This is a genomic window from Kitasatospora sp. NPDC056800, assembly GCF_042789775.1.
Classification (GTDB): domain Bacteria; phylum Actinomycetota; class Actinomycetes; order Streptomycetales; family Streptomycetaceae; genus Kitasatospora.
Genome location: NZ_JBHUAL010000052.1, coordinates 1 through 13,980 on the forward strand (window position 1 = coordinate 1; position 13,980 = coordinate 13,980).

General features: G+C 73.2%; 15 protein-coding genes. 8 read left to right on the forward strand and 7 right to left on the reverse strand.

Features of this window, described 5'->3' with window-relative positions:
* On the forward strand, positions 1-879 hold an 879-nt coding region (locus ACFRQN_RS14465; RefSeq protein WP_380740632.1), incomplete at its 5' end, for an SbcC/MukB-like Walker B domain-containing protein.
* Between the two features lie 30 nt (positions 880-909).
* Here ACFRQN_RS14465 and ACFRQN_RS14470 read toward each other — a convergent pair.
* A complete protein-coding gene (locus ACFRQN_RS14470; RefSeq protein WP_049650622.1) occupies positions 910-1,128 on the reverse strand; it encodes a hypothetical protein in 219 nt (72 codons plus the stop codon).
* 379 nt (positions 1,129-1,507) lie between these two features.
* Between ACFRQN_RS14470 and ACFRQN_RS14475 the strand changes: the two genes are divergently transcribed.
* Positions 1,508-1,930, forward strand: coding sequence for a DUF1990 family protein (locus ACFRQN_RS14475; protein WP_380740676.1), 423 nt, complete (start codon positions 1,508-1,510; stop codon positions 1,928-1,930).
* Between the two features lie 81 nt (positions 1,931-2,011).
* Here the strand turns inward: ACFRQN_RS14475 and ACFRQN_RS14480 are convergent, their stop codons facing one another.
* Both ACFRQN_RS14480 and ACFRQN_RS14485 read right to left on the reverse strand, forming a co-directional pair.
* The gene (locus ACFRQN_RS14480; RefSeq protein WP_380740635.1) at positions 2,012-2,473 is read right to left on the reverse strand and encodes a YjbQ family protein; all 462 of its coding nucleotides are present in this window, start codon (positions 2,471-2,473) and stop codon (positions 2,012-2,014) included.
* A 237-nt stretch (positions 2,474-2,710) separates the two neighbouring features.
* Complete coding sequence (locus ACFRQN_RS14485; protein ID WP_049650625.1) at positions 2,711-2,977, reverse strand: hypothetical protein; 267 nt, start codon at positions 2,975-2,977, stop codon at positions 2,711-2,713.
* A 924-nt stretch (positions 2,978-3,901) separates the two neighbouring features.
* Here ACFRQN_RS14485 and ACFRQN_RS14490 point away from each other — a divergent pair.
* Positions 3,902-6,109, forward strand: coding sequence for a CDP-glycerol glycerophosphotransferase family protein (locus tag ACFRQN_RS14490; protein ID WP_380740637.1), 2,208 nt, complete (start codon positions 3,902-3,904; stop codon positions 6,107-6,109).
* 82 nt (positions 6,110-6,191) lie between these two features.
* Here the strand turns inward: ACFRQN_RS14490 and ACFRQN_RS14495 are convergent, their stop codons facing one another.
* Entirely contained in the window at positions 6,192-6,404 is a 213-nt protein-coding gene (locus ACFRQN_RS14495; RefSeq protein WP_049650627.1) for an EF-hand domain-containing protein, read from the reverse strand.
* A 176-nt stretch (positions 6,405-6,580) separates the two neighbouring features.
* Between ACFRQN_RS14495 and ACFRQN_RS14500 the strand changes: the two genes are divergently transcribed.
* On the forward strand, positions 6,581-7,249 hold the full coding sequence (locus ACFRQN_RS14500; protein WP_049650628.1) for a 1-acyl-sn-glycerol-3-phosphate acyltransferase: 669 nt from the start codon (positions 6,581-6,583) through the stop codon (positions 7,247-7,249).
* A gap of 112 nt (positions 7,250-7,361) precedes the next feature.
* Here ACFRQN_RS14500 and ACFRQN_RS14505 read toward each other — a convergent pair whose 3' ends face one another.
* Positions 7,362-9,200, reverse strand: a complete 1,839-nt coding sequence (locus tag ACFRQN_RS14505) for an ABC transporter ATP-binding protein (protein WP_049650629.1) — start codon at positions 9,198-9,200, stop codon at positions 7,362-7,364.
* Positions 9,201-9,369: 169 nt separating this feature from the next.
* Entirely contained in the window at positions 9,370-10,143 is a 774-nt protein-coding gene (locus ACFRQN_RS14510) for an SDR family oxidoreductase (RefSeq protein ID WP_074004271.1), read from the reverse strand.
* A gap of 155 nt (positions 10,144-10,298) precedes the next feature.
* On the opposite strand from ACFRQN_RS14510, the gene ACFRQN_RS14515 reads away from it, so the two are divergent.
* The 4 genes from ACFRQN_RS14515 (at position 10,299) to ACFRQN_RS14530 (ending at position 13,244) form a co-directional block, all read left to right on the forward strand.
* The gene (locus ACFRQN_RS14515) at positions 10,299-10,502 is read left to right on the forward strand and encodes a hypothetical protein (protein ID WP_380740640.1); all 204 of its coding nucleotides are present in this window, start codon (positions 10,299-10,301) and stop codon (positions 10,500-10,502) included.
* A 65-nt stretch (positions 10,503-10,567) separates the two neighbouring features.
* A complete protein-coding gene (locus ACFRQN_RS14520) occupies positions 10,568-11,275 on the forward strand; it encodes a hypothetical protein (RefSeq protein ID WP_380740642.1) in 708 nt (235 codons plus the stop codon).
* Complete coding sequence (locus ACFRQN_RS14525; RefSeq protein WP_049650633.1) at positions 11,272-12,207, forward strand: DUF6895 family protein; 936 nt, start codon at positions 11,272-11,274, stop codon at positions 12,205-12,207. Before ACFRQN_RS14520 ends, ACFRQN_RS14525 begins: the two co-directional genes overlap by 4 nt.
* The gene (locus ACFRQN_RS14530) at positions 12,204-13,244 is read left to right on the forward strand and encodes a serine hydrolase domain-containing protein (protein WP_380740644.1); all 1,041 of its coding nucleotides are present in this window, start codon (positions 12,204-12,206) and stop codon (positions 13,242-13,244) included. The genes ACFRQN_RS14525 and ACFRQN_RS14530 overlap by 4 nt, the downstream gene beginning before the upstream one ends.
* Before the next feature lie 16 nt (positions 13,245-13,260).
* On the opposite strand, the gene ACFRQN_RS14535 is transcribed toward ACFRQN_RS14530, so the two are convergent.
* Positions 13,261-13,923, reverse strand: a complete 663-nt coding sequence (locus ACFRQN_RS14535) for a LysE family translocator (RefSeq protein ID WP_049650635.1) — start codon at positions 13,921-13,923, stop codon at positions 13,261-13,263.
* Positions 13,924-13,980 lie beyond the last annotated feature (57 nt).

A 13,980-nucleotide genomic window follows, 5' to 3' on the forward strand; every position in this document is an offset into this window, starting at 1 on the left:
GGCTTCCCGGACGCCGCGGCGGCGCTGGCGGTGCTGCTGCCGCGCGAGGAGCGCGAGCGGCTGGAGGCCCGGCTGGAGCGGCACCGCGCGGAGACCGCCGCCGTCCGCCGCGAGCTGGCGCTGCCGGAGCTGGCCGAGGCCGCGGTCCGTCCGCCGGTGGACCTGCCCGCCGTGGCGGCCGCGCTCGGCACCGCGACCGACCGGCTCGGCCGGGCGCACGCCGCCCACGCGGCCGCCCGCGAGCGCTGCGGGGCACTGGCCGCGATCGGGCGGCAGCTGACCGGGCTCGCCGCCGAACTGGCCCCGGCACTGGACAGGTACGGGCGGATCAACCGGCTCGCCGCGCTCGCGGCCGGCACCTCGGCCGACAACCGGCTGCGGATGCGCCTGGAGTCGTACGTCCTGGCGGCCCGGCTGGAGCAGGTCGCGGCGGCGGCCAGCGACCGGCTGGTCCGGATGTCCGGCGGGCGCTACACCCTGGTGCACAGCGACGACCGGGGCACCGGGACCAAGCGCTCGGGCCTGGCCCTGCGGGTGGTCGACGCCTGGACGGGCACCGAGCGGGACACCGCGACCCTCTCCGGCGGCGAGAGCTTCTTCGCCTCGCTCTCCCTCGCCCTGGGCCTGGCCGACGTGGTCACCGACGAGGCGGGCGGCATGCCGCTGGACACCCTCTTCATCGACGAGGGCTTCGGCACCCTCGACGAGCACGCCCTGGAGGAGGTCATGGACGTCCTGGACGGACTGCGCGAGCGGGACCGCGCGGTCGGCATCGTCAGCCACGTCGCCGACCTGCGCAGCCGCATCCCCGCCCAGTTGCTGGTCCGCAAGGGGCGGCACGGCTCGACCCTGGCGCTGGCCGGGCGGGAGGACGCGTAGGGCCTGAACCCCCGGACCCTGTCCGGAGGTTCAGCCCGAGCAGGCGATCCGCTGCGCCTGCTGCCAGGCGCACACCGGGCAGAGGGTGCTGCCCGGCTGGTCGGCGGGCAGTTCGGTCGGCTCGCCGCACAGGACGCAGTCGGCGCGCGGGCCGGCCGCCCGCGGGTCGTGCCGCAGCGCCGCCTCCGCTCCGCCGTCGGGCGCGAGTTCGCAGACGCCCGCTTCCTGGTTCGTACCGGTGTCGCTCATACCGACTTCCTACTCCGCGCCGCCGCCCTGCCGCAACACGCCGCAGGTGACCGGGCCGCCGCCCGCCCCTCTCTCCCCCGCCCCGCCTCGCCAACGGCGAACAGATGTCAGAAAACGTTCGCTGAAAGCTGTCGTCTGAACTCTGTTCGCTGACGTTCGTTCGCTGAAACCTGTTCGCCGAAGCCCGCCAGAGGTACGCCCCCGCCCCGCCGACGGCCCCCTCCCACCCGGCGGTTACCGTGGCCGGCATGCCCACCGACCTGCACCGACGCCTGCTCGCCGCCCGCGCCACCACCCCGTCGTACCCCGAGGTGGGTGCCACCCGGGACGGGGGCGGGCGCTCCCGGACGGCTACGCCCACCTGCGGCGGCGGGTCCACCTGGGGCACGGGCCGGAGGTGCTGGAGCGGGCCGGGCACTACGTGCTCGGCTGGGGCAGCCAGTTGGGCACCGGCTTCGCGGTGCACCCGGCCGGCCCGGCCCGGGAGGGCGGGACGGTGCTGCTGCGGCTGAACCTGCCGGGGAGCCGGTGGCCCCGGCAGGTGATCCCCTGCCGGGTGGTGTGGACGGTGGACGAGCCGGACCGGATCGGCTTCGGGTACGGCACCCTCCCCGGGCACCCGGAGTGCGGCGAGGAGGCGTTCCTGGTGTCGATGGACGCCGGCGGCGAGGTGTGGTTCGAGGTCACCGCGTTCTCCCGGCTGTCCGCCTGGTACGCCAGGCTCGGCCGGCCGGTGGCCCTGCTCTGCCAGCACCTGGCGATCGAGCGCTACCTCGCCGCGGTGGCCGCGCACGTCCGCTGAGCCACCGGGTCCGCCGAGGCCACCCGCCGGACCGCCACCTGCGGGACCGCCGCCCGCCGGAGCGCCCGCCGTTCCCGCGCGTCAGCCGAGGAAGGACAGCCGGACGGTCCGGCGCGGGTTGTCCCCGTTGGTGTCGATCAGGACCACCGACTGCCAGACGCCGAGGGCCAGTTGACCGCCGAGCACCGGCAGGGTCGCGTGCGGGGCGACCAGTCCGGGCACCACGTGGTCCCGGCCGTGGCCCGGGCTGCCGTGCCGGTGGCGCCAGCGGTCGTCGGCCGGGAGCAGGTCGCGCAGGGTGGCGAGGAAGTCGTCGTCGCTGCCCGAACCGGTCTCCAGTACCGCGATCCCCGCGGTGGCGTGCGGGACGAAGATGTTGAGCAGGCCGTCGCGCCCGGTGGCCCGTTCGTCGAGGAACTCGACGCAGCGGTCGGTGATGTCGAGCGCGACCTCGCGGGAGCCGGTGGTGATCTCGAAGGTGCTGCTCTGGAAGGTGGTGGTCGGGAACGAGCCGGTCTGGGTGGAGTGGTTGTTGTCCGCCATGGCGCCATCCTGTCCCAGGTCAGCGGGCCGGGCGTACTCCCTCGCCGTCTGGCCGTGCCGGGCGGGCAAACTCGCATAGGCTGAAAGGTTCAGACCACATCACCCCGGACGGCCGCGACGCTCCCCCCGGCACCGCCCGGACGCCGTCCGGACACATTGAAGACCCGGCGGACCGGACGGTCCACCGGGTCGGTTCCGACCGGGCGGCGGGGAGGGACCCGTGCCGCACCGGTCGGACTAGCCGCGCCCGCCGAAAAGGCTCCGCCGCAGCCGACGCAGCGGCGTCAGCAGCGAGATCCTGGTGTGGCGACGACGGGTCGTCGGGGCCTCGGCGCCGCGCGGCGTGAGCTCCCTTATCAACCCGAGCGCCTCGGCGGTGTCCACCGCCGGGAGTGCGGGCGCGCCGAGCACGGCCAGGTGTCGGTCGATCCGGCGGCCGGTCGTGCCGACACCGCACTGGATCGCCGGCACGCGGGGCCGAGTCCGCACTTGCATGTGTTCCATCAGTTTTTCCCACCCCTACGAGGCGCCAGGGCCGTGAGGCGAAGACTATCCGTGAAGGACGGCCTTCGCGCAACCGTCCTTGGTGTTGTGCCACCGTATCGTGCGGCGTCAACTGACGAAGCACCAGGGGCCGCCCGGCCGGTCACGACTAGGCATCAATGATGGTGCACGACCGGCCATCCGTCACCAGGGCGGGCGGGCGCGAGTGCGGCAACCCTGCGCATGACGCGCGCCCGGCGCACAGCGGCGCCCCGGCGGCACCCCGCCCACGCACCGCCGGCACCACCAGCGCCGACCGCCCGCACCGACCGCTTCCCGCCCGCTCCCCGCCCGCGTCCCCCTATTAAGGGGACAGCCGCCACATCGACAAAGCGATCACCGACCGGCCCATCGGGCACGGCCCGCCCGGGCATGACCCGTCCGAGCGCGGACCCCGATGACACCGTGACCGACCGACTTCAGGAAGTGAACACATTCGAGGGATTGACTCCCGCCGAACCTCCAAGCAATATCGGATGCACACGCCAGTGCCCGCACCGCACTCAAGCGTGTGTTCGAGTGATGAAGAACTCCGGCTCCCGCGAGCCACTGCCCGGCCGCCTCGACGCTGCGGTGGCCAGGCTCGCGCGGTGCCCGGACCGGCGGTCGGCCGTCGAGGGTCGGCCGGATCGCCACCTGACTGCCGGTGCCGCCCCGCGAGGGGCCCGGCACCGGCGGTTCCGGGTCCGCCACGGACGGCTTGTCCGCCACGGACGGCTTTCACGGACACCCTTCCCGGACACCCTTCCCGGACACCCCACAGCCCCCGCCACAGCCGCGCCGCCGCCACCGCCGCCCAGGCCCCCCAAGGGCCGCAGGGCCCCGGAAGGCCCGCACCGGACGTCCGCGCAGGTCGCGCCCGGTGGATCGGTACACTCGGCCAGCGTGTCCCTCCTCCTCAGCATCGTGCTCCCGGTCCACGGCGTGGAGCGGTACCTCCCGCGCTGCCTCGACTCGATCCTCGGCGACGTCCCCGCCGCCGAGACCCGTTTCGAGGTGATCGCGGTCGACGACCTCTCCCCCGACGGCTCCGGCGCGATCCTGGACGCCTACGCGGCCCGCGACAGCCGGCTGCGGGTGCTGCACCTCACCGAGAACCAGGGCCTCGGCGGCGCCCGCACCGCCGCCCTGCCGCAGGCCCGCGGCGAGTACGTCTGGTTCGTGGACAGCGACGACTGGGTGCCCGAGGGGACGGTCGGCACGCTGCTGGACGAGCTGGCGCGGGAGCGTCTCCGGGAGACCCCCGCCGACGTGCTGCTCACCGGCTTCACCCACGTCTACCCGGACGGCGGGACGGAGCCCAACCCCTGGCGCCACGTGCTGGCCGACTCCCCGCTGGTCGAGGGCTGCACCCTGGCCGAGCACCCGGCGCTGTTCCAGACCGTGATGTCGGTGTGGAACAAGCTGTTCCGCCGCGCGTTCCTGGACGGCCTCGGCGTCTCCTTCGGCCGCGGCTACTACGAGGACATCTCGGTCACCTACCCGGCGCTGCTGGCCGCCGAGCGGCTGCGCTACCTGGACCGCCCCTGCTACTTCTACCGGCGCGGCCGGGACGGTGCGATCACCGCCACCGCCTCCCCCAAGCACGCCGACGTGTTCGCCCAGTACGACGCGATCTTCGCCTTCCTGGACCGCCCGGACCGCCCCGGCCGGCCCGTCCCGGACTCGCTGCGCACCCTGGTCTTCGACCGGACCGTCCGCCAGGCCCTGAACGTCTACGACACCCCCGGGCTGGTCCCCACCGACCTGCGCAAGGACTTCTTCCAGCGGATCGCCCGGCACTTCGACCGCCACCGCCCGGCCGGCTACCGCTTCCCCGGCGGGGTGCGCGGCGTGCAGTACCGGCTGGCCGCCCGCGGCGCCCGGATCGCGTACGCCGAGCTGCGCCGCACCGGCCGGCTGCCGCGCGAACTCAAGCGCGGGGCACGGGCGGTGGCGCCCGCGGTGAAGAAGGGGATGCGCAGCGGCGCCCGGTTCACCGCGTACAACGCGTTCCGCCGGCTGCCGCTGGACCAGCACCTCGCGGTCTACGCCGCGTACTGGCACCGGGGTTACGCGTGCAGCCCGGCGGCGATCTACGAGAAGGCGAAGGAACTCGCCCCGCGGGTGCGGGGCGTGTGGGTGGTGGAGAACCGCGCCCAGGCCGCCACGCTGCCGCCCGGGGTGCCGTACGTGATCGTCAACACCCCCGCCTACCTCAGGGCGATGGCGACCGCCAAGTACTTCGTCAACAACGTCAACTTCCCCCGCACCATGACGAAGCGGGCGGGCACGGTGCACGTCCAGACCCAGCACGGCACCCCGCTCAAGGCCATGGGCATGGACCTGCGCGACCATCCGGCGGCGGCCGAGGGGATGGACTTCGACCTGCTCCAGGAGGCCGTCGACCGCTGGGACTTCCTAGTCTCCCCCAACCCGCACACCAGCGGGCACTTCGCCCGTGCCTTCCCCGGCCGGTACGAGATGCTGGACACCGGCTACCCGCGCAACGACCGGCTGGCGAACGCCACTTCGGACGAGGTCCGGGCGATGCGCGAGCTGCTCGGGCTGCGGCCGGACACCCGGGCGGTGCTGTACGCGCCGACCCACCGCGGCAGCAAGGGCGGCTACGTGCCGCTGCTGGACGTGGCGGAGCTGGCCCGGCGACTGGGCCCGGACTTCACGCTGCTGGTGCGCACCCACTACTTCCACGCGGACGGCCCGGGCGACCTGACGGCGGCCGGTGCGGAGTCGGCGCGGATCGTGGACGTCTCGGCGCACCCGACCGTCGAGGACCTCTACCTCGCGGCGGACGCGCTGGTGACGGACTACTCGTCGATGATGTTCGACTACGCGGTGCTGGACCGGCCGGTGGTGGTCTTCGCCCCGGACTGGGAGGAGTACCAGAGGGAACGCGGCGTCTACTTCGACCTGTTCGCGGAGCCGCCGGGCGCGGTCACGGTGGACGCGGACGGGCTGGCGCGGGCACTGCTGGCGGGCGACCCCGAGCCGGCGGCGCGGGCCGACTTCCGGGCGAAGTTCTGCGTCTGGGACGACGGCGGGGCCGCGGAGCGGGTGGTGCGCCGGGTGTTCCCGGTGGAGAAGGAGAAGTAGGAGGAACGGCGCGGGAGCGTCCGCGGGACCTCCGGACGGGGCCGGCGCCGCCGGTACGGCGACCGGCCCCGTCGGCACGGGCTCAGCGCCGGCGGGCGGCCAGGAACTCCTCGAAGGTCAGGACGCCGTCGTGGTTGGTGTCCATGCTGTGGATCAGCGCCTCGGCCATCGAGATGGTGACGTCGTGGTCGCCCATCTCGTTGGCGGCCAGAGCGTACTCGGCCGGGGTGATCTTGCCGTCGCCGTCCTTGTCGAAGCGGTCGAAAAAGGCCTTGATCGCCTCGGTGGTCTCCATGGTGCCCTCCTGGGTACTGCGGGGTGTCGCTCGGTTCGGACGGCCGTACCCTACCCGGCCGTGGTGTTCGCCACGGTCGCCGGGAGTGGACGCGCGCCGGGGTCGGTGTCGTAGTCTGCGGATCTGATTGCAGGCCCGGGCTCCTCCCGGGCGATCGTTCGTCCAGGGAGGGAATCGTGCTCGACCTCGCCACCAAGTTGGTGCTGAAACCGGTCTCGCGGGGGATCTGGCGGCCGGTCATCGAGGGAATCGGGAACGTGCCGCGCAAGGGCGGGGTGATCCTGGCCAGCAACCACCTGTCCTTCATCGACAGCGTGGTGATCCCGCTGACCGCCCCGCGCCGGGTCCACTTCCTCGCCAAGGCCGAGTACTTCACCGGCACCGGGCTCAAGGGCCGGCTCTCCAAGGGCTTCTTCGAGGCCATCGGCGCCGTGCCGGTCGAGCGCGGCACCTACCGTTCCGCTCAGGCCTCGCTGGAGTCGGCGCTGGAGATCCTGGAGGACGGCAAGGCCTTCGGCATCTACCCCGAGGGCACCCGCTCCCTGGACGGCCGGCTCTACCGGGGCAAGACGGGCGTCGCCTGGCTCGCGCTGACCGCGGGCGTGCCGGTGGTGCCGGTGGCGCTGGAGGGTCCGGAGCAGATCCTGCCGGTGGGCAAGCGGCTGCCGCGGCTGAAGAAGGTGACGGTCCGCTTCGGCGAGCCGCTGCACTTCGACGAGCTGCACGGGCAGGCCCGCTCGCTGAAGGCCCGTCGGCAGGTGACCGACGAGGTGATGGCGGCCATCCAGCGGCTCTCCGGCCAGGAGGTCGCGGAGAGCTACAACGAGGTCCCGAAGGCGGCCTGACCGCCGGCCCGTCCCGGGCGCACGCGCTCGCACGCCGGCCCGTCCCGCGCACCCGAGCCCGGCGGCCGCCCCGTCGATCCGGCTCGACACGAACCCGGGCGCGCCCGTCCCGTCACACGTGCCCGAGTGCGGCCGGCTCGGGCTGCCGGGCGGCCTCCGGCACCTCCCGGCGCAGCAGCGCCGCGTACCGTCCGTCCAGTGCCACCAGCTCCTCGTGGGTGCCGAGTTCGACCACCTCGCCGTGGTCCAGGACGGCGATCTGGTCGGCGGCGCGGACGGTGGAGAGCCGGTGCGCGATGGTGATGGTGGTGCGGCCGGCGGCCAGGGTGTCCACGGCCTGCTGGACGGCGTGCTCGGTGCGGTTGTCGAGCGCGCTGGTGGCCTCGTCGAGGATGAGCACCGGCGGGTTGCGCAGGATCGTCCGGGCGAGTGCGAGGCGCTGCTTCTCGCCGCCGGAGAAACGGTAGCCGCGCTCGCCGACCAGGGTGTCGTAGCCGTCCGGGAGGGCGGCGATGGTGTCGTGGACCTGTGCGGCCCGAGCGGCCTCGACCAGCTCGGCGTCGCTGGCGCCCGGCTTGGCGAAGCGCAGGTTCTCGGCGACCGAGGCGTGGAAGAGGTAGGTCTCCTGGGAGACCACGCCGACCGCGCGGGCCAGGGTGTCGAAGGACAGTTCGCGCACGTCCACGCCGTCCAGGGTGACGCTTCCGCCGGTGACGTCGTACAGCCGCGGGACGAGGTAGCTGAGGGTGGTCTTGCCCGAGCCGGTCTCGCCGACCACGGCCAGCGAGCTCCCGGCCGGGACGGTGAGGTCGACGCCGGCCAGGGTGGGGCGCTCCTGCGCAGGGTCGTAGCGGAAGTCGACGTCCTTGAAGCGGACCTCGCCGCGGATGTCGGTCAGGGTGACCGGGTCGGCCGGCTCGTCGATCTCCACCGGCAGGTCGAGGTACTCGAAGATGCGCTGGAAGAGGGCGAGCGAGGTCTGCACGTCCACACCGGTGGAGAGCAGGCTGACGGTGGGCCGGAAGAGGCCCTGCTGGAGGGTGACGAAGGCGACCAGGGTGCCGACCGAGACGATCGGCGCACCGGCGGCGGAGGTCAGCCCGGCCGCCCAGTAGATCAGCGCGGGCATCGCGGCCATCACGATCTGGATGGTGTTCATCCGCCAGCGCCCGGCCATGCTGGCCCGCACCTCCAGGTCGGCGAGCTGGTCGGACTGCCCGGTGAACTCCCGGGCGAGCGAGCCGGAGCGGCCCATGGTGCGGCCGAGCAGGATGCCGCTGACCGAGAGCGACTCCTGGACCGCCGAGCTCATCGCGGCCAGCTGCTTCTGCCGCTCGGTGGTGATCTTCTTGCGCTCCTGCCCGACCCTGCGGCTGATCCAGACGAACAGCGGGAGCAGCAGCAGCGAGACGACGGTCAGCCGCCAGTCGAGGGCGACCATGGCGACGACGGAGGCGACCACGGCGGTCAGGTTGGAGACCAGGCTGGTCGCGGTGGAGGTCACCGTGGACTGCATGCCGCCGATGTCGTTGGCGATCCGGGACTGCACCTCACCGGTGCGGGTGCGGGTGAAGAAGGCCAGCGACTGCCGCTGGAGGTGGCCGTAGACGGCGGTGCGCAGGTCGTGCATCACGCGCTGGCCGACGGTGGTGGAGATCAGCGTCTGGAGGACGTTGAAGATGCTGTTCACCACGGCGGTCAGGATCATCCCGAGCGCGAGCAGGCTGAGCAGCCCGGTGCGGCCCTGCGGGATGGCGGTGTCCAGGACGGCCCTGAGCAGGAAGGGCGAGACGACCGAGACCACGGCCGAGGCGGCGACCAGCAGCCCGACGACGGCCAGGCGGGCCCGGTACGGGCGGAAGAGCGCGAGGATGCGGCGCCACTCGGCCGGTGGGCGGGGTTCGCCCTCGGCTCGCTCGGGCGGGGTCCAGTCGATGGCGGTGGGCCTCAAGGACGGGCCTCCCTGGGTGGGGCGGTCGGGTGCGGGGCAATATAGCGAGGATAGCTCATAGTTAGATAAGCTAATAGTGACTGTTGCCCTATTCCTCGTCCGTACAGGCTCCGCGGAGCGCGCGTACGGGCCCCGCGGAGCCGCCCGACCGCCCCGACCGCCCCGGGCCTCAGTTGGTCCGGTAGGTGCGCGCCGCCTTCGAGGAGACCCCGCCGAGCTTGCCGGAGGGCAGCATCCGGGCGATGGCCACCGCGACCTTGTACCGCTTGCCCGGCACGGACACGGCCCGGCCGCGCGCCAGGTCGCGCATCGCCTCGTCCACCACCCGCTCGGCGGACAGCCAGGACCAGGACGGGATGTTCCCGGTGCCCATGCCGGCCCGCTGGTGGAACTCGGTCCGGGTGAAGCCCGGGCAGAGCGCCATCATCCGCACGCCCGTACCGCCGAGGTCGCGCAGCACGCCCTGGGTGAAACTGACCACCCAGGCCTTGCTCGCGCCGTACGTGCCGCGCGGCAGGAAGGCCGCCACCGAGGCCACATTGACGATCGCACCGCGGCCGCGCTCCCGCATTCCGGGCAGGGCGGCCGTGGTCAGCCGCAGGATCGCCTCGATGTGCACCTTCAGCATGGCCAGCTCGTCCTGGAGCGGGACGGTCCCGAAGGCGCCCTTGTTGCCGAAGCCCGCGTTGTTGACCAGGAGGTCCACCGGGCGGGCGGGGTCGGCGAGCCGGGCCTCGACGGCACCGATGCCCTCGTCGGTCGCGAGGTCGGCGGTCAGCACCTCCGTCTCGATGCCGTACCTGCCGTGCAGGTCGGCGGCGGCGCGCTCCAGGCGCTCGGTGTCCCGGGCCACCAGGACGAGCTGGTAGCCGCTGCGGGCGAGCCGTCGCGCGAAGGCGGCTCCGATGCCGGCGGTCGCGCCGGTGATCAAGGCTGTGGTCATGCCCCAGACCGTACCGACTCGCCGCTTCCGGACCCACACCGAGGGCGATTTCCCAGCTCAGAGAGTTGCGGATGCAGCCCCCGGGAGGTGCTCGTACTGTCGAACGGGGGCATCGTCCGACCGGGCGGTGAAATCCAGACGAGGAGGCACTTCTGATGCTTACTCAGTTCCGGACCGAAACGGCTACGACGTCGCACAGCGCGACACTCGAAGCCGAGACACTCGCGGGCCTGATGGTGGAGGACGAGGCCGTCGTGTCCGACGCGCCCACGTACCTGCCCGAGGCCGCCGGCGCGGTGCTGCTCGCCGCGCTGCTGCTCCTCTCGCCGAAGGGCCCCAAGGAGAAGCCGACCCGGTAGGGCGACTTCCCCCCTGTCGGGCCTCGCGCCCGTGACCGACCCTCCTGAAGGGGGACCAGATCACCATGCCAACCGCCGAGACCCCTCTCCGTGACGAGTACGCCGCGGCGGTCGAGCGGGTGGCGGACCGGACCCTCGCCGTCCTCCGGGACGGCGAGGGCACGGCCGCACTCGCGGACCCCGACACCGTGGTGCCCCGCCCGCTGCTGGCCGCAGTCCGGGTGCTCGGCGCGGACCTCTTCGCACCGCAACTGCTCACCGGCGCGCAGCCCGACGACACCACCGCCGCGCTGCTGGCCGAGGCACGAACGGCCTTCCCCGCACCCACCCCCTCCTCCGCGGAGGCCGCGCTGGTACTCGGGTGGCAGGACTGGGCGGCCGGAGGACTGCTCGCCCGCACACCGTACGGGGCGGCCGTACAGACCCCCGCGCCACTGTCCGACCCGGAGGCCGTCGGCTGGCAGGCGTGGTCGAAGCGGATGGCCCAACTGTCCTCCCTGGCACTGCCGACGCTGGACGGCCCGGTGCACGACGCCGCCCGCGCGAACACCCTGCACCTCGCCCGCGGCGCCGTCCGCAGCATGCTCCGGCGCGACCCCACCACCGCCGTACGGCTCGCCCGGTGGCTCTCCTGGGCCCGGGCCGACGGCCGGCCGCTCCGGCTGGAGATCGAACCCGTCCTGGACCGGATCCGCCTGGCCGGCGACGGGACGTCCCGCTCCGTGCTCGAACTCACCATCGCCCAGCGCATGTTGGAAGGAGCGCCGAAATGACCGAAACCTCGGTGCTCGCCACCGCCCAACAGCTCGGCTCCCGGTCACTGGCCTGGCTGCACGCCGGCTACCAACGCGGCTACAGCCGGCTGGAGGAAAGCACCATCGTCGACCTGGCCGACCCTGAGGACGTCTACAAGCCGCTCTGCGAAGCCGCGTTGGCCTCCTCCCTGGTCCTGCGCGACGGCGTCACCGGCCCGCACGACGCCCGCCTCGCGCGGGAACTCCTCGAAGCCGCCTGGGCCCAGCTGGGAGAGGGCGACCTGCTGCTCGAACGACAGCTGCGGCACGTCACCCTCGTCGACCCGCTGGAGACGTACGGCCACTTCGCCCGGTCCGGCTACCGCCACGCTGCCATGGAGGAGTTGCTCACCTCGATCGGCCGGCTCCGCGCCGTGCACGCCGTCGAGATTCAGGGCAGCCGCCACCTCGCCCTCGCCAACGCGCGGCGGATCTCCGGCCTCGAACCGCAGCCGGACTGGCCCCGGCTGGCCCGGAACACCTGGCTCGGCGCCCTCCCCGAGCCGTGGACCGTCGCCTGGGTGATCGCCTACCAGGTCACCCACACCGTCTTCCACCTCACCGACTGGGGCGCCCGGCCCGAGTGCCTGCCCGAGCCGATGCGCGACTACCTGCGCGACTGGCTGCCGGTCTGGCTCGACATCTGGCTGGAGATCGAGCAGTGGGACCTCGCCGGCGAACTGCTCATCGTGGACTCGTGCATCGGCGAACCGGTCACCGGCCGGACCGGTTGGGAGGCGCTGGCAGCGGCCCAGCAGGCGGACGGGATGATCAAGTGCGAGGGCTCCGCACCCGACAACGAGGACCCGGAGGAGGACTTCCGCCAGCACTGCCACACCGCGGTGGTCGGGGTGGTGGCCGCCAACGTCGCGCTCTCCCGGGCCCTCGGCGGCACGCCGGTGGCCCCTTGAACGGGTTGGACGCCGCGGTCACGGCGGTGGTGCGGGCGGCCGAGCCCTACGCCACCGCCGTGACCGTCGCCCTGGCCCGCGGCGACCTGGCGGAGGTGCGCTGCTTCGGGCGGGTCCACCGCGGACCGGCCGCCGCGCCCTGCACCCCCGACACCATCTTCGAACTCGGATCCGTCAGCAAGACGTTCACCGCACTGCTGCTCGCGGAGATGGTCGCCCGCGGTGAACTCGCCCTGGACGACCCGGTCGAGAGCAGGCTGCCGCGCCGCTGGCGCGCCGCGAAGGTCCACTCACCGGAACCCATCCGGCTGCTGCACCTGGCCACCCACACCTCGGGCCTGCCCGGACTGCCCCCGGGACTGCTCGCGAAGGCCGTCCCGGCCTGGTTCAGCAACCCGTACCAGACGTACGGCGACGAACAGTTGAGGGACGCACTGGCCCGAACGACCGTACGGGGACATCCCGGTAGCAGGTACGGGTACTCCAACTACGGAGTCGGACTGCTCGGCCGGGTGCTCGCCGAGACGGGCGGGCTGCCGTACGGGGAACTACTCGTCGACCGGGTCTGCGGACCGCTGGGGCTGCGGTCCACGACCTGCGCCCCGGACCCGCCGGGCCGGGCCACCGGCTACCGGCGCGGACAGGCGCTCCCGCCCTGGCACATCCCCGGGCTGCCCGGAGCCGGCGCGGTGCGGTCCGACGGGACCGATCTGCTGCGCTACCTCCTTGCACACCTGGACGACGGGCCGGCGGCGGGCCCGGGCAGCGGGCTGAAGGCCGCCCTGCGGGACGTCCGGCGGCTGCGGCTTCGGTTGCCGCACTCGACCGACCGGATCGGCCTGGTCTGGATGCACCGCCGCTCGGGCGACCGGGACCTCTTCTTCCACAGCGGGGGCACCCGGGGGTTCACCGCCTTCGTGGGCTTCTCGCCGGAGCGTTCGGCGGCCGTCGCGGCGGTGGCCAACACCGCTCCGGCGCTGAACGGACGGTTCGTCCAGGCGGGGTACGAGGCACTGCGGGTCGCCAGCCGGCTCTAGCCGGCGAGGAGACGCCCTAAACCGCCACGGCCTTGGCGCGGTCGGCGGCGATGTGCACGGCGAGGCCCGCGAGGACGGTGCCCATCACGTAGCGCTGGATCCGCAGCCAGCCGGGGCGGCGGTTGAGGAAGGCCGCGATGCTGCCCGCGCTCACCGCGATCAGGCCGTTGACGGTGATCGCTATCGCGATCTGGGTCAGGCCCAGCAGCAGGCTCTGCAGGGCGACGTGACCGCGTTCCGGGGCCACGAACTGCGGCAGCAGCGAGATGTACATGATGGCGATCTTGGGGTTGAGCAGGCAGGTCAGGAAGCCCATCGCGAACAGCCGGCGCGGCGGGTCCGGCGGCAGCTGCTGCGGGGCGAAGACCGCCGTGCCGCCCGGCTTGACCGCCTTCCAGGCCAGCCAGAGCAGGTACCCGGCACCGGCCAGCTTGATCGCGGTGTAGAGGGCGGGCACCACCGAGAACACCGCGGCCACCCCCGCCGTCACCGCGACCAGGTAGACCAGGAAGCCGGCCGCGACCCCGGTCAGCGAGATCAGCCCGGCGCGGCGGCCCTGCGCGATCGAGCGCGAGACCAGGTAGATCATGTTCGGCCCGGGCGACAGCACCATGCCCAGGGCCACGGCGGCGATCCCGAGCAGGGCCCGGCCGTCCACGGCGGATGTCAACGCGTCCATGCGAGGAGGCTAGGACGGCTCATCGGGTCAATGCAATGATGACTTTGCCCTCGGTGC

What these genes read in the sequence shown, in the direction of transcription:
- ACFRQN_RS14470 (WP_049650622.1), bottom strand. Translation starts at nt 1,128, where the DNA reads ATGAGCGACACCGGTACGAACCAGGAAGCGGGCGTCTGCGAACTCGCG.
- ACFRQN_RS14480 (WP_380740635.1), bottom strand. Translation starts at nt 2,473, where the DNA reads ATGGCGGACAACAACCACTCCACCCAGACCGGCTCGTTCCCGACCACC.
- ACFRQN_RS14485 (WP_049650625.1), bottom strand. Translation starts at nt 2,977, where the DNA reads ATGGAACACATGCAAGTGCGGACTCGGCCCCGCGTGCCGGCGATCCAG.
- ACFRQN_RS14495 (WP_049650627.1), bottom strand. Translation starts at nt 6,404, where the DNA reads ATGGAGACCACCGAGGCGATCAAGGCCTTTTTCGACCGCTTCGACAAG.
- ACFRQN_RS14510 (WP_074004271.1), bottom strand. Translation starts at nt 10,143, where the DNA reads ATGACCACAGCCTTGATCACCGGCGCGACCGCCGGCATCGGAGCCGCC.
- ACFRQN_RS14515 (WP_380740640.1), top strand. Translation starts at nt 10,299, where the DNA reads ATGCTTACTCAGTTCCGGACCGAAACGGCTACGACGTCGCACAGCGCG.
- ACFRQN_RS14520 (WP_380740642.1), top strand. Translation starts at nt 10,568, where the DNA reads ATGCCAACCGCCGAGACCCCTCTCCGTGACGAGTACGCCGCGGCGGTC.
- ACFRQN_RS14525 (WP_049650633.1), top strand. Translation starts at nt 11,272, where the DNA reads ATGACCGAAACCTCGGTGCTCGCCACCGCCCAACAGCTCGGCTCCCGG.
- ACFRQN_RS14535 (WP_049650635.1), bottom strand. Translation starts at nt 13,923, where the DNA reads ATGGACGCGTTGACATCCGCCGTGGACGGCCGGGCCCTGCTCGGGATC.